Genomic DNA, 14,034 nt, shown 5'->3' on the forward strand with positions numbered 1-14,034 from the left:
AGGAGAAGTCGCAGTGACAGCACAGGACCAGCAGGCGAACCCGGTGATCGCACCGGGCGCCGAGCAGCGACCGATGACCGGCGACGAGTACGTCGAGAGCCTCCGCGACGGGCGGGAGCTGTGGCTCTACGGCGACAAGGTCGACGACGTCACCACGCACCCGGCGTTCCGGAACTCGGTGCGGATGACCGCGCGGCTCTACGACGCGCTGCACGACCCGGACAAGCAGGGCGTGCTGACCGTGCCGACCGACACCGGCAGCGGCGGGTTCACGCACCCGTTCTTCCGGACCCCGCGGTCGCGCGAGGACCTGGTCGCCGACCGGGACGCGATCGCCGAGTGGGCGCGCATGACCTACGGGTGGATGGGCCGCAGCCCCGACTACAAGGCCTCGTTCCTGTCCACGCTCGGCGCCAACCCGGACTTCTACGAACCGTTCGGGGACAACGCGCGCCGCTGGTACGCCGAGTCGCAGGAGAAGGTCCTGTACTGGAACCACGCGATCATCAACCCGCCGGTGGACCGCGACCGCCAGCCCGACGAGGTCAAGGACATCTTCATCCACGTCGACGAGGAGCGCGACGACGGCCTGATCGTCTCCGGCGCCAAGGTGGTGGCCACCGGGTCGGCGATCACCCACTACAACTTCATCGCGCACTACGGCCTGCCCATCAAGAAGCGGGAGTTCGCGCTGGTGTGCACGGTGCCGATGGGCGCTCCGGGGATGAAGCTGATCTGCCGGCACTCCTACTCGATGCAGGCCGACGTGATGGGCAGCCCGTTCGACTACCCGCTGTCGAGCCGGTTCGACGAGAACGACACGATCTTCATCCTGGACCGGGTGAAGATCCCGTGGGAGAACGTCTTCATCTACGGCGACGCGGACAAGGCCAGCACCTTCTTCCCCAAGACCGGCTTCCTGAACAGGTTCACCTTCCACGGCTGCACCCGGCTGGCGGTCAAGCTCGACTTCCTGGCCGGTCTGCTGATGAAGGGCGTGGAGGCCACCGGCACCAAGGACTTCCGCGGCATCCAGACCCGGGTCGGCGAGGTCCTGGCCTGGCGCAACCTGTTCTGGGGCCTGACCGACGCGATGGCCGCCAACCCCGACGCGTGGGAGGGCGACGCGCTGCTGCCCAAGCTCGACTACGGCCTGGCCTACCGCTGGTTCATGACCCAGGGCTACCCGAAGATCAAGGAGATCTTCGAGAAGGACCTCGGCGCGGCGCTGATCTACCTCAACTCCAACGCCAAGGACTTCAAGACCCCGGAGATCCGGCCCTACCTGGACCAGTACGTGCGCGGCTCCAACGGCTACGACGCCGTCGAGCGGGTCAAGCTGATGAAGCTGATCTGGGACTCCCTCGGCTCCGAGTTCGGCGGTCGCCACGAGCTCTACGAGCGCAACTACTCCGGCAACCACGAGAACGTGCGCGCCGAGATGCTCTTCGCCGCGCAGAACTCCGGCACCGCCGACGCGATGAAGGGCTTCGCGGAGCAGTGCATGGCCGAGTACGACCTCGACGGCTGGACCGCACCCGACCTGATCAACCCCGACGACGTCAGCCTGCACCGCTGACGACCGGTGCGGCCGGGCCCGCCCGGCCGCACCCCTTCGGGCAGGAGGCCCGCATGACCGAGCAGCACGCAGCGCCGCCCAGCTGGTGCGCGCTGCCCGACCTCCCGATCCAGCTGTCCCGGCACGGCTTGCACGCGGTCGTGGTCGTGTGCCGCGCGCCGGACGTGCCCGGGCTGGGACCGCTGCTCGGGCTCCTCGGCGGGAGGGCGGTCGCGGTCTTCGACGAGGTGCGCGGAATCCCCACGCCCGCAGCCGTTTTCGCGCTGGCCGACGTCGTGGGCAGCAGCGGCGCCGACGGCGTGCTGTCCGTCGGCGCCGCTGCGCACGAGATGGCCAAGGCGCTCGTCAGGGTGCTCCCAGTGCCAACGGCGGTGGTGGCGCCGGAACGGTCCTATTTGGACGACAGGTGGTCGCTCTTCGAGCACGGTCGGCTGACCACCGGTACCGACGCGAGGGCCCGGCCCGCGGTGCTCTGCTGCTCACCGCGGATGCCGCACCGGGAACCAGCTCACCTCGGGGCGTGAAAGAAGCCCGCGTGGGCCTGCAGGAACCGGTCGTCCTCGGCACGGCCCCGGCCCCTGCGGCGCTGCTCCTCGTCGGCGGCGATCTGCGCACCCAGCTGCTCGCTGATCCGGGCCGCCGCCCGCACCAGCACCGGCAGGTGCTCGGCGTGGATGGTGTCGAGGTCCACGTCGCGGGCCGAGCACGACATGCTCAGCGAGGCGATGACGTGCCCGGTCGCGTCCTTGACCGGCGCGGAGAAGGACCGGACGCCGACCTCGAACTCCTGGTCCACCACGGCCCACCCGCGCTCCCGGGCGCGTTCGACGGCCTCCCGCAGGCGTTCGCGATCGGTGATCGTGTGCGCGGTCAGGGGGTGCAGTTCCACCGCGTTCAGGAACGCCTCCAGCTCCGACTCCGGGAGACCGGAGAGCAGCACCCGCCCCATCGAGGTCGCGTAGGCGGGCAGCCGGGTGCCCGTGGTGAGCGTGATGCTCATGACCTTCCGCGCCGGAACCCGCGCGAGGTACACCGCGTCCTCGCCGTCGAGCGCGGCCAGCGAGCAGGTCTGCCCGGTCTCCCGGGTGACCTCCTCCATGAACGGCTGCGCCACCTCGGTCAGGTTCAACGACGACAGGTAGGCGTTGCCGAGCGCGAGCACGTGGGGTGTCAGCGAGAACAGCCGCCCCTCGGAGCGGACGTAGCCGAGCTCCTCCAGCGTGAGCACGATCCGGCGCACGGTCGGCCGGCTCAGCCCGGTGGCGGCGCTCAGGTCCGCCAGGCTGAGCCGCGGGCTGTTGTGCGAGAACGCGAGGATCACCGACAAGCCGCGTTCCAGCGACTGCAGGTAGTCCCGCCGCTCGGGGGGCTTGACCACGCCACCTCCTCCTGCCGCATTGCGACCAGATCTGCCGCATATCGTACACCCGTTCGGTACCTCGCCCGCAGACCGGACACCCACCCGCCCCCTGCCGACACCACCCGTCCGGGTGACGTTGATCAGCGGCGGCGGGTGGGGCGGCTTAGGTTGCCGGGCGGCCCAGGTGGTTGACCCGGTGGAGGACCGATGCCGCAGACGACGCTGTCGAGCTTCGCCGTCGTCGTGGCCGCCACCGCGGTCGCCCCGCTGATCACCGACCGCGTCAAGCACTGGGTCGCGATTCCCTCGGTGGTGCTGGAGATCCTGCTCGGCATCCTGATCGGCCCGCAGGTGCTCGGCTGGGCCGGTGAGGACGACGTGATGGGCTTCATCGCCGACTTCGGCCTGGCGATGCTGATGTTCCTGGCCGGGTACGAGCTCAAGATCGACGAGGTGCGCGGCAAGCCGATGCGGCTGGCCGTCGTCGGCTGGCTGATCTCGCTGGCGCTGGGCCTGGGCTTCGGCGCGCTGGTGCACGGGTGGGCGTTCTCGTCGCTGATCATCGGCCTGGCGCTGACCACCACCGCGCTGGGCACCACGCTGCCGATGGTCCGCGACGCCGGGCTGCTGCCGACGCCGCTGGGCGCCCGGGTGCTGGCCGTGGGCGCGGCCGGTGAGTTCGGCCCGATCATCGCGGTCGCGCTGGTGGTCAACGACCAGAACCCGGCGCGCACGGTGCTGTTCCTGCTGGCGTTCGCCGTGGTGGCGGCGCGGCTGCTGTGGGCGGCGGCGAACCGCCGGTCGGGGCGGATCAGCCGGTTGGTGCGCACCACGCTGGGCACCAGCGTCCAGTTCGCGGTGCGGCTGTGCATGGTCGTCGTGGTGTTCATGCTGTGGCTCGCCGGGAGCTTGGGGCTGGACCTGCTGCTCGGCGCGTTCGTGGCGGGCCTGGTGGTGCGCCTGTTCCTGGACGCCGGTGATCCGGAGGAGGGCGCGGTGGTGGAGAGCAAGATCGAGGCGATCGGCTTCGGCCTGCTCATCCCGTTCTTCTTCGTGGTCAGCGGGATGCGCTACGACCTGGACGCGCTGCTGGCCACGCCGAGCGCGATCGCCCTGCTGCCGCTGTTCCTGGTGCTGTTCCTGGTGATCCGCGGGCTGCCGGTGCTCGGCCTGCACCACCGCGACCTGCCGGTCCGGCCGCGCTGGACGCTGGCGCTGCTGGCCTCGGCGGCGCTGCCGCTGGTCGTGGTGATCACCACCATCGGCACCGAGGCCGGGCTGCTGCCGACCAGCACGGCCTCGGCGATGGTCGGCGCGGGCATGCTCAGCGTGCTGATCTTCCCGCTGATCGCGCTGCGCCTGGTCCGCACCGAGGCGCCGGACCCCCGCGCTCCCGAACTCCCCTGAACCCGCGCTTCCGGCATGCGGAACCGCACCGGTCCGGGCTGCGCCGTTCGCCCGATCGCGCGACGCTGGCAGCGGAAGTCGTCGAGTTCGCAGGGGGGCGCACGATGTCCAGTCCGCAGACCGGCCCCGGATCCGAGCAGCAGCGGGGCGAGACCCAGCAGGCCGAGCAGCAGGCGCAGGCACCGGAGCAGCAGAAGCAGTGGGCCATGACGTCCGCTCCGGAGACCGCCGCGCTGTCCGGGTGGACGGCGTTCGCCGGTTCGCTGATCCTGCTGGTCGGGATCTTCAACGTCATCGACGGGCTGACCGCGATGTTCCGCGCCGACTACTACATCGTCGGCGCTGGTCAGCTGCTCGTCTTCAACTTCGCCGCGTGGGGCGTGATCTGGCTGGTGCTGGGCGTGCTGCAGGTGGCCACCGGGGTGGGGTGCATGTACGACAAGACGTGGGCCCGCACCACCGGCATCGTGCTGGCCGCGCTGGGCGCGATCGGGCACCTGGCCTTCCTGGCCGCGTTCCCGCTGTGGTCGCTGCTGGTGATCGCGCTGTCGGTGCTGGTGATCTACGGGCTGGTGGTCCCGTCCAGGCCCACCGCGGCCTGACCGCCGCGCGGAACGCTCTAAGCTCGGTGCGTGGAGTTCGAAGCTGAGTACACGGGACACGTCGAGCCCGGTGGGAACCCGGCTCGCCGGGAGCTGGCCGCGCTGACCATCACGAAGATCTCCGTCGGCCCGATGGACAACAACGCGTACCTGCTGGTGTGCCGCAACACCGGGGACGCGCTGCTGATCGACGCCGCCAACGACTCCGAGCGGCTGGCCGACCTGCTCGGCCACGACGACCAGCGCCCCCGGCTGCGCACCATCGTCACCACCCACCAGCACGCCGACCACTGGCAGGCGCTGGGCCCGGTGGCGGGCCAGACGGGGTGCTTCACGCTGGCGCACCCGGCCGACGCCGAGGCGCTGCCGGTGCCGCCGGACCGCCTGGTCGAGCACGGCGACACCATCGCCGTCGGCGACTCCGAGCTGTCGGTGATCCACCTGCGCGGCCACACGCCCGGCTCGATCGCCCTGCTGTACCGCGACCCGGCGGGCCACCCGCACCTGTTCACCGGCGACTCGCTGTTCCCGGGCGGGGTGGGCAAGACGACCTCCCCGGAGAACTTCCGGTCGCTGATCGACGACGTGGAGAACCGCATCTTCGCCGAGCTCCCGGACGACACCTGGTTCTACCCGGGCCACGGCGACGACTCGACGCTCGGCGAGCAGCGCCCGCACCTCGCCGAGTGGCGCGAGCGCGGCTGGTGACCGACGTCCACACCGAGGTCCGGCGGCTGCACCGGCTGCTGGCGCACTGGCTCGGCCAGCACTGCGACCCCGCGGTCCTGGCCGAGCTCCGGGCCGCGCACGCGGACGACTTCGCGCTGATCACCACCGACGGCGCGGTGCTGACCGCGGACCAGCTCTTCGACGCCCTGTCCGGTGCGAACGACTCCGCGCCGGGCCTGGCGATCGAGGTGGACGAGGTCACGACGGTCGCGGAGACCACCGACCTCGCGGTGGTCCGCTTCCGCGAGACCCACCACCACGGCGGAGCCACCACAGCCCGCCGCACCACCGCGGTCCTCCGCCGCACCCCCGACGGCTTCCGCTGGCAGCACGTCCACGAAACCGCGGCCTGAGCCGTCCGCAGAGCATCCCCGTCGAGCTCGCTGCGTGCGGGCCTGTCGGGTTCTAGGCTGGCTCGTGGAGCTGCGGGTGGAGGTCGGTCGTGGGCGAATCGGTGGTGCTGGAGCTCGACGGGACCGAGGTTCCGGTCTCGCACCCGGACAAGGTGTTCTTCAGCCGGCGCGGGGAGACCAAGCTCGACCTGATCCGGTACTACCAGGCCGTGGCCGGGCCGCTGCTGAGCACCTTGCAGGGGCGGCCGCTGCTGCTGGAGCGGTATCCGGACGGGGCCGGTGGGAAGTCGTTCTTCCAGAAGCGGGTGCCCAAGTCCGCTCCGGCCTGGTTGCGGACCACCGTGGTGTCCACGCCCAACGGGACCACCAGCGATGCGCTGGTCGCCGCCGACCTGGCGCACATCGCCTGGGCGGTCAACCTCGGGTGCCTGGGCTTCCACGTCTGGCCGTACCACGCCGACACCCCGGAGGTCGCCGACGAGCTTCGCATCGACCTCGACCCCTCCCCCGGCGTGACGTTCGCGCAGGTCGTCGAGGCAGCCCGGCTGACCGGGCAGCTGCTCGGCGAGCACGGCATCGAGGCGCAGGTGAAGACGTCCGGCTCGCGGGGCCTGCACATCTACGCCGCGCTGCTGCCGCGGTGGAACAGCTACGAGGTGCGGGCCGCCGCGGTGGCGCTGGCCCGCGAGCTGGAGCGCCGCCACCCCGACCTGATCACCGCCAAGTGGTGGAAGGAGGAGCGGGGTTCGCGGGTGTTCGTCGACTACAACCAGAACGCGCCGCACAAGACCGTTTTCGGCGCGTGGTGCGTGCGGCCGCGGGTGGGCGCTCAGGTGTCCGCGCCGATCTCGTGGGACGAGCTGGCCGCCGTCGATCCGGATTCGCTGACCATCGCCACGGTTCCCGGTCGGCTGGCCGAGCTCGGCGACCCGTGGGCCGACCGGCGGCCGCAGTCGATCGAGCCGCTGCTGGAGCGGTCCGCGCGGGACATGGCGGCCGGGCTGCAGGACGCGCCGTGGCCGCCGGTCTACCCGAAGCAGCCCAACGAACCACCGCGCGTCGCACCCAGCCGGGCCAAGCGGGACTAGCCCACCTCGGCCCGCTGCCCGGGCAGCACCTTGCGCAGCGCGAGGAACAGGTGCACCAGGCCGAGGGTGATCAGGATGTGGCCGAGCCCGGCGATGCCCGAGATCGCCGCCGAGCTCTCCGCGCCGAACACCGTCATCGTGCCGTGCACCAGCATCATCGCCGCGGTGAGCGCCAGACCTGCGTTGTAGAACCAGAAGAACAGCGTGAACAGCCGGTTGCCGGACAGCCCGAACGCCTTGTCCAGCGCCAGCACCACCAGGAAGAACAGCATGCCCAGCGCGAGCAGGTGGGTGTGCGCCACCGCCAGCTGGGTGTCGCCGGTGAACTCGTGGGCCTTGGTCAGCTCGCGGTAGTACAACCCGGCCGCCAGCCCGAGGACCATGTAGCTCAACGCCGCCCAGTAGAGCTTCTTCATCGCCGATGCGCTTCCTTCCCTGCGGTCACCGTCTCCGGTTTCCACTGTCGTCAGTGCCGCAGCCGCGCACATCGCACCGGGGATCGGTTGCCGCGCGCCGAAAGCCGCACCGCGGAATCAACCGTTCGATCGATGCGCGTCAGCCCACGAGCTTGGCCAGCTGGACCCGGGAGCGGACGCCGAGCTTGGTGAAGATGTTGCGCAGGTGGTGGTCGACGGTGCGGTGGCTGATGAAGAGGCGCTCCGCGATCTCCCGGTTCGTCGCGCCTTCCGCGACCAGTCGGCAGATCTCCGCCTGCTGCGGGGTCAGGTCCTCGCCGGGGGCGAGTGCGCGCCGGGGCGTGCTGACCCCGGCCGCGCGCAGTTCTGCGCCCGCCTGCTCCGCCCAGCTGTTCGCGCCGAACTGCTCGAAGATCGCGTGCGCCTCGCTGAGCAGTTCGCGGGCCAACCGGGGTTTGCGCTGGCGGCGCAGCCGTCTTGCGTAGAGCAGCTCGGTCCGGGCCAGTTCCACCGCTGCGCCGCTGCTGCGGTGCAGCTCGATCGCGGTGCGGAAGCGCTCGTCCGCGTCCGCCCCGGTTTCCGCGATCAGCGCGTGGCAGCGGTGCGACAGCGCCAGCCGGGTCCGGCTGCCGGTCGTGCTGGCCCAGTCGTCGAAAGCGTCCAAGGTGCGGCGGACCCGGGCCCCTTCGCCGCAGTCGACCGCGGATTCCACCAGGTGCGGCGCGGCCATGACGCGCACGACCGGGTTGATCCGCCCCGATCCCGGTGCGGCCGAGCACAGCCTGCGCACCGCGTCGGCCGACCGGCCCGACGCCAGCTCCGCGCAGCCCAGCGCCCACATGCCGAACGCCCCCGGTCGCCCCAGCCCGCGGCTGGCGACGCCGTCGCCGAATGCCGCGTCCAGGCGGCCGCGCGCCGTCTCGTGGTCGCCGCGCAGCGCTGCTGCCAGCGCCAGCAGGGCGAGGTGGTCGATGGCGATGTTGCGCTGATCGGTGGCGCGTGCCAGCCGCAGCCCTTCGAGCGCGCCGGTCTCGGCGTCGTCGTACCGGTCGAGCAGCAGCGCGGAAAGCACCCGGTACACCAGCGCCCACGGCAGGTGGGCCGTCTCGCCGCGATCCTTGGCCGCAGCCGCGGCGCGGTGCGCCAGGTGGTGCGCGCGCGCCGGGTCGCCGAGCGCGAAAGCCGCTTGGCTGGCCAGGATGCGGCCGACCACGGCCTCGTGCTCGTCGACCAGCGCCAGCACCCGCCGCAGCGCCGGGACGGCCGCCGCGTGCTGGCCCCGGAACGTCGCGGCCATGCCGCGCACGTGCTCGAAGATCAGCGTTTCGGCCGGGCCGTCGTCCGGGCTCCGCAGTCGCTCGGCCCGCGCTGCGAGGGCGAAGAGGCGCTCGTGGTCACCGGAGACGCAGTTCGCCTCCGCAGCCAGGGCCAGCGCGGTCACCGCCAGACTGCGGTCGGTGCCGATCAGCCGGTCCGCGGCGCGGAGCAGGTCGTGGTGCGCCGCGTCGGGCATGCCGTCGCGCAGCGCCACCTCGCCGAACACGAAATCGGCCACCCCGCGCCACCGGTCCGAGGCCGTCAGCGGGCGTGCTCGGTCGATCAGCGCCAGCGCGCGCCGCGGCTGACCGGCCAGCTGCGCGTCGCGGCCCGCCGACACCAGGTGCTGCGCCTGCTGCTGCGGGTCCACCGCCAGCTCGGCCGCCTTCGCCGCAGCGTCCGCGGCGACGGCGTGGTGGCCCGCGCGGCGCGCGGACCGCGCAGCCCGGGCGAGGTGCGCGGGCAGATCGCCGATGTCGCGATCACCCGCCCCGTGCTCGTGCCAGGCGATCTGCAGCGGGTCGGTGGTCGTCCGGGCGAGGTGGCGGTGCGCTTCGCGCAGCACCTCCGGCGGGAGGTCCGCGCGCAGGCAGGACTTCGCGAACTCGTTGGGGATCCGCACGCGGTCACCCACCACCACGACCAGGCCGGAGCGCTCCGCCTCCGCCAACCCGTCCGCGGGGAACCCGGCCGCCGCCAGGTCGTGCTCGGCCGCTGCGGCTCGGGCGACCACAGCCAGGGCGGGATCCGGTAGATCACGGGCGGCGCGGCGCAACCCAGCGCGCAAAGCGCTGCTGTGCGGTAGCAGCTGCGGAACGGGTGCCAGTCCTGCGCGCTGCTCCGGCGAAAGCGCGGTTGCCGCCTCGACCAGTGCTCGCGGGTTGCCGCCCGCGCGCCGCGCGATCTCGGCCACCACCACCGGATCCAGCGCGGAACCGAACCGGTCGGCGAGCAGTTGGCGGCTGGTTCCGACGTCGAGTTCGGCGAGCCGCAGCTGAGGAATGCCGCTCAATTCGCCATCGGCGGTCGCCGGATCGGCGGCGAACACCAGCAGGACCCCGTCCGCGCCCGCCCGCCGCCCGGCGAAGGCCAGCGCCCGCAGCGACGCGGAGTCCAATTCGGACACATCGTCCACGCAGCAGAGCAGCGGCGCGCGGACGAACAGGGCTTCCTCGGCCCGCTCGTGCGCGGCGAGCCGGTGGCCCGCGCTGCGCAGCAAGCGGTCCAGGGCCGCCAGCGGGATCTCGCGCTCGGGCCGAACCCCGTCGACGTGCGCGGTCCGGAACCCGGACGCGGTGCGGCGAACGTGATCCAGCAACGCCGACTTGCCGGTCCCCGGGGTTCCGGTGATCACGAGCGCACCCCCGCGCTGCGCCACGAAGTCGCGCAGGACGGCCGATTCCCGCTCCCTGCCCCGCAGCACGGGGTCGACTGCGCTGTCCGACATGGGGTCAGTGTGCGGGTGCGATCGCCGCCGGAAAACACGCCCAACGTCGTAACCGCGGTCCCCCGGTGCGCGCGGACTGGTGATTTCGCCGATGCCCGGAGCCCGCTGCGGGCGCGAAGCTCTCCGCCATCCGCTTCCGCTCAACGAGGAGGGCCGCATGCGTCGGCTGATCGGTGTTCTCCTGGCGTGCCTGGCGTTCGTCGCCGTTGCGCCAGCTGCCTCTGCCAGTGCGGCGGGTCCGCACCCCGTCGTCCTCGTCCACGGCTACACCGGCAGCGCGTCCAACTGGACCGCTGCCGAAGCGTACTTCCGCGCCAACGGTTACGACCGGTCGGACCTGCACGCGTTCGAGTACGACTGGGCCCAGTCCAACGAGCGCAGCGCCGCCGAGCTGGGCGCGTTCGTCGACCGGGTGCTGGCCGAGACCGGGGCCGAGCAGGTCGACATCGTCAACCACTCGATGGGCGGGCTCGTCAGCCGCTGGTACCTGAAGGAGCTCGGCGGCCACGCCAAGGTGGCGCACTGGGCGTCGCTGGCGGGCGCCAACCACGGCACCACGGCCGCGAGCGCGTGCCTGGTCAACGCCTCGTGCCGGGAGATGGTGCCCGGGTCCGCTTTCGAGCAGCAGCTCAACTCCGGTGACGAGACGCCCGGCGACACCGCGTACGCGACCTGGTACTCGCCGTGCGACGGTGTGATCCTCCCGTACGAGAGCACGGCCGTGGACGGTGCCGACAACAACGTGGTCGCCTGCCAGACGCACCTCGGGTTCCTCACCGATACCAGCGTGTTCGGCGAGGTGGTCGGCTTCTTCAAGTCCTGAGCCGAAGGTGCAGCGCGAAACCGCGGATGCCCGTCGGGCATCCGCGGTCTCCGCGGTCAGGCCAGGTGCGCGGCGACCGCGCGGGCGGTGTCGGCGAGCAGCGCGTCGCGGCGCTCGTCGTCCTGCTTCGGCCTGCTGGTCAGGATCGCGATGACGATCGGGGTGCCGTCCTCGGTCCAGGTGACGCCGACGTCGTTGCGCGTGCCGTAGTCACCCGAGCCGGTCTTCTCCCCGGTGCGCCAGGTCGGCGGCAGCCCGGCGCGGATGGTCTTGTCGCCGGTGGTGTTGGCGATGAGCCAGTTGGTCAGCTGGTCGCGCTCCGGGGCCGCGAGCGCGTCGCCGAGCACCAGCGCCCGGTAGCCCGCGGCGATCCCGGCCGGGGTCGAGGTGTCCCGCTCGTCGCCGGGGATCGCGGTGCCCAGGTCGGTTTCCCACCGGTCCAGCCGGGTGGTCGCATCGCCGATCGAGCGGGCGAACGGGGCGATCGACCCCGGCCCGCCGCGTTCGCGCAGCAGCAGGTTGGCCGCGGTGTTGTCGCTGACCGTCATGGTCGCCTCGCAGAGCTCGCGGACCGTCATGCCGGTGTCCACGTGCTTCTCGGTGACGGGCGAGTGGCTCACCAGGTCGTCCCGCGTGTAGCGGATGACCTTGTCGAAGTAGCCGCTGGACAGGCCGTGGTCGCGCAGCAGGGCCGCGACCGCGTAGGTCTTGAAGGTGGAGCACAGCGCGAACCGCTCGTCGGGGCGGTTCACCAGCATCCGGCCGGTGCGGACGTTGGTCGCGTGCAGCCCCAGGCGGGCGTCGTAGCGGCGCTCCAGCTCGGCCAGGTCGGGGCCGGGCGGGGCGGGAGCGGGCGGCGGAGCCCCCTTGTCGGTGCCGCACGCCACCAACGCGGGAACGGCCAGCAGCGCCCCCAGGACAGCGCGTCGCCCGAGTCGAATTTCGTTGTGCCGCAAGTACTTCTCCGTTCAGTCCGACGACCGGAGGTCCGGTCGGGACCAATCAAGCAGCCCTCGTGCGATCGCGCCAATCCGCGGTCGGCGGCACGGCGATAGCGGTTCGCTATGGTCGCAGCGCCCGGCCGGTCGCAACTGTCCGGTTCGGGCCGGAAAAAAAATTCCTCACAGCCGTCCGGAGCGCAGGTCGTTGACGGCGAGCCAGGCGCACTCCCCGATCGCCGAGTCGACGCGCGGCAGCGCGGAATCGGCTCGCGCGGCGAGGGTGAACACCGCCACCGCGACCGGCTCCTCGCCCTCGAACTGCACCACCGACACCTCGTTGCGCACCGCACCGACGGTGCCGGTCTTGCCCGCCACCTGCACGCCCTGGAACGGGAACCCGGACCGCACCCGGTGCATCCAGATCTGGTTGCCCATCAGCCGCCGGATGAACGCGCACTGCTGCGGCGAGGCGACGGCGTCGGTCCAGATCAGCTCCAGCAGCCGGGTCATCTCGCGCGGGGTGGTGGCGCTCGCGTACGCCGGGTCGTAGGCGCTGACGGTGCGCGCGGCGTCGTTGTTGCCGAGCAGCTCGAAGGCTTCCGCCGCCGTGGTGGTGCCCAGGTCGCGGACCAGCGAGGCGTGCTGGTCGGCGGTGCCCCCGACGATCCGGGTGCGGGAGAGCCCCAGGTCGTCGAGCACCTCGGCGACGGCGTCCAGGCCGACGGCGCCGAGGATGACGTCCGCGGCGGAGTTGTCCGACACCGCCATCATCGAGGCGGCCAGATCGCGCCAGGACACCGTCACCGGGTCGAGGAACGTCGAGAAACCGCTCGGCCCCGGGGTGCAGGACGTCGGGTCGATCCGCACCGCGGCGCGCGGGTCGAGCCGACCGGCGTCGAACGCCCGGCACAGCGCCACCAGCAGCGGCAGCTTGTAGACCGAGGCGGTGACCACCAGCTCGTCCGCACCGGCGCAGATCTCCCGCCCGCCGCCGAACTGCGTCGCGTGCACCCAGCCCTCCGCACCGGCGTCGGCGAGCACCTCGCGGATCCGCCGCTCCACCGGGCTCATCGGGTTCCCCGCAGGGACGCCTCGAACGCGCCCACCACGTCGTCGGCCGCCGATTCCTGCCAGACCAGCCGGACCCGCAGCGCGAGGTCGTCCCCGGCCGGGGCCCGGACCGCGCCCGGGCCGTCCAGCTCCGGGTCGGTGGTCAGGGCGAACGCCCGCCCGGCGGCGACCGCGGTGATGGCGTCGCGGTCCCCGGGCGCGGGCAGGAAGTCGGGGTCCAGGCCCTTGGCCCGCAAGGTGTCCACGAGCAGGTCGAACGCGGCCGTGCCGTGGCTGCGGGGAGCCGTCGCGCAGGCCAGGCCGCGCAGCGCCCGGAGCGACGGCCTGCGGTCGGCCGCCGGGTGCTCGGCCGGGATCAGCAGCCAGCGCGGGATCTTCAGGACCGGGCCGGGCGTCAGCGCGCCGATGAGCGCGGGGTGGTGCACCGCCGCGCAGTCGAGCCGACCGGCGGCGACCGCCTCGACCAGGTCGGTGGTCGGCGCGGTCGTGGTGATCACGGTGCGGGCGGCCGGGTCCGGCGCCGCCGCGCGCACCGCGGCCGTGCACGCCGCGACCTGCCGGTCGCTGAGCGCCGGGATGACGCCGATGCGCACCGCGCCGCGGTTCTCCCGCTGCCGCCGGGCCTCCTCCTCGAACTGCTCGGCGCCGTCGAGCAGCGCCCGCGCCCGGGGCAGCAGCTCGGCCCCGGCGGTGGTCAGCTGCACCCCGCGCGAGCCCCGGGTGAGCAGGGTGATCCCGAGCCGGGTCTCCAGCCGCTGCACGCCCTGCGAGACCGGCGGCTGGGTCATGCCGAGCCGGTCGGCGGCGTGCCCGAAGTGCCCTTCCTCGGCGACCGCCACGAAGAACCGGAGATGGCGAAGCAAGTCCACGCGCCGATCCAACCACCGCCGGTGGGCGCCGA

Annotated in this window: 14 protein-coding genes; 8 read left to right on the top strand and 6 right to left on the bottom strand. The window is 72.4% G+C overall.

What is annotated here, in order from left to right; genetic code table 11:
• The first annotated feature begins 73 nt into the window (after positions 1–73).
• Together F1721_RS32410 and F1721_RS32415 are read left to right on the top strand one after the other, a co-directional pair.
• A complete protein-coding gene (locus tag F1721_RS32410; RefSeq protein ID WP_150070729.1) occupies positions 74–1,579 on the top strand; it encodes a 4-hydroxyphenylacetate 3-hydroxylase family protein in 1,506 nt (501 codons plus the stop codon).
• Positions 1,580–1,632: 53 nt separating this feature from the next.
• Complete coding sequence (locus F1721_RS32415) at positions 1,633–2,103, top strand: dehydroquinate synthase/iron-containing alcohol dehydrogenase family protein (RefSeq protein WP_150070658.1); 471 nt, start codon at positions 1,633–1,635, stop codon at positions 2,101–2,103.
• Here F1721_RS32415 and F1721_RS32420 read toward each other — a convergent pair.
• Positions 2,088–2,957 (bottom strand): IclR family transcriptional regulator domain-containing protein, encoded by an 870-nt coding sequence (locus F1721_RS32420; RefSeq protein ID WP_150070659.1) that lies wholly within the window; start codon positions 2,955–2,957, stop codon positions 2,088–2,090. The two genes, F1721_RS32415 and F1721_RS32420, sit on opposite strands and share 16 nt — an antisense overlap.
• A 189-nt stretch (positions 2,958–3,146) precedes the next feature.
• Between F1721_RS32420 and F1721_RS32425 the strand changes: the two genes are divergently transcribed.
• From F1721_RS32425 to ligD, 5 genes are all read left to right on the top strand, one after another.
• Positions 3,147–4,346 carry a cation:proton antiporter gene (locus tag F1721_RS32425; protein WP_150070660.1) on the top strand — a complete coding sequence of 400 codons (1,200 nt, stop codon included), beginning with the start codon at positions 3,147–3,149 and terminating at the stop codon, positions 4,344–4,346.
• A gap of 104 nt (positions 4,347–4,450) precedes the next feature.
• Positions 4,451–4,948 carry a DUF7144 family membrane protein gene (locus tag F1721_RS32430; protein ID WP_150070661.1) on the top strand — a complete coding sequence of 166 codons (498 nt, stop codon included), beginning with the start codon at positions 4,451–4,453 and terminating at the stop codon, positions 4,946–4,948.
• A gap of 30 nt (positions 4,949–4,978) precedes the next feature.
• Complete coding sequence (locus F1721_RS32435) at positions 4,979–5,656, top strand: MBL fold metallo-hydrolase (RefSeq protein ID WP_150070662.1); 678 nt, start codon at positions 4,979–4,981, stop codon at positions 5,654–5,656.
• Positions 5,653–6,030 (top strand): DUF4440 domain-containing protein, encoded by a 378-nt coding sequence (locus F1721_RS32440; protein WP_246155439.1) that lies wholly within the window; start codon positions 5,653–5,655, stop codon positions 6,028–6,030. The genes F1721_RS32435 and F1721_RS32440 overlap by 4 nt, the downstream gene beginning before the upstream one ends.
• Positions 6,031–6,119: 89 nt before the next feature.
• The gene (gene ligD, locus F1721_RS32445; protein WP_150070664.1) at positions 6,120–7,118 is read left to right on the top strand and encodes a non-homologous end-joining DNA ligase; all 999 of its coding nucleotides are present in this window, start codon (positions 6,120–6,122) and stop codon (positions 7,116–7,118) included.
• On the opposite strand, the gene F1721_RS32450 is transcribed toward ligD, so the two are convergent.
• Both F1721_RS32450 and F1721_RS32455 read right to left on the bottom strand, forming a co-directional pair.
• The gene (locus tag F1721_RS32450) at positions 7,115–7,534 is read right to left on the bottom strand and encodes a DUF2871 domain-containing protein (RefSeq protein ID WP_150070665.1); all 420 of its coding nucleotides are present in this window, start codon (positions 7,532–7,534) and stop codon (positions 7,115–7,117) included. The genes ligD and F1721_RS32450 overlap by 4 nt on opposite strands.
• A 139-nt stretch (positions 7,535–7,673) precedes the next feature.
• Complete coding sequence (locus F1721_RS32455; protein WP_150070666.1) at positions 7,674–10,298, bottom strand: helix-turn-helix transcriptional regulator; 2,625 nt, start codon at positions 10,296–10,298, stop codon at positions 7,674–7,676.
• Between the two features lie 157 nt (positions 10,299–10,455).
• Between F1721_RS32455 and F1721_RS32460 the strand changes: the two genes are divergently transcribed.
• A complete protein-coding gene (locus F1721_RS32460; RefSeq protein ID WP_150070667.1) occupies positions 10,456–11,121 on the top strand; it encodes an esterase/lipase family protein in 666 nt (221 codons plus the stop codon).
• Between the two features lie 56 nt (positions 11,122–11,177).
• Here F1721_RS32460 and bla read toward each other — a convergent pair whose 3' ends face one another.
• The 3 genes from bla to F1721_RS32475 form a co-directional block, all read right to left on the bottom strand.
• A complete protein-coding gene (bla, locus tag F1721_RS32465) occupies positions 11,178–12,062 on the bottom strand; it encodes a class A beta-lactamase (RefSeq protein WP_387512435.1) in 885 nt (294 codons plus the stop codon).
• 180 nt (positions 12,063–12,242) lie between these two features.
• Entirely contained in the window at positions 12,243–13,133 is an 891-nt protein-coding gene (locus F1721_RS32470) for a serine hydrolase (protein ID WP_150070669.1), read from the bottom strand.
• Positions 13,130–14,002, bottom strand: coding sequence for a LysR family transcriptional regulator (locus F1721_RS32475; protein ID WP_150070670.1), 873 nt, complete (start codon positions 14,000–14,002; stop codon positions 13,130–13,132). The genes F1721_RS32470 and F1721_RS32475 overlap by 4 nt, the downstream gene beginning before the upstream one ends.
• Between the last annotated feature and the right edge of the window lie 32 nt (positions 14,003–14,034).

The organism is Saccharopolyspora hirsuta (assembly GCF_008630535.1).
In the GTDB taxonomy this organism is placed as follows: Bacteria; Actinomycetota; Actinomycetes; order Mycobacteriales; family Pseudonocardiaceae; genus Saccharopolyspora; species Saccharopolyspora hirsuta.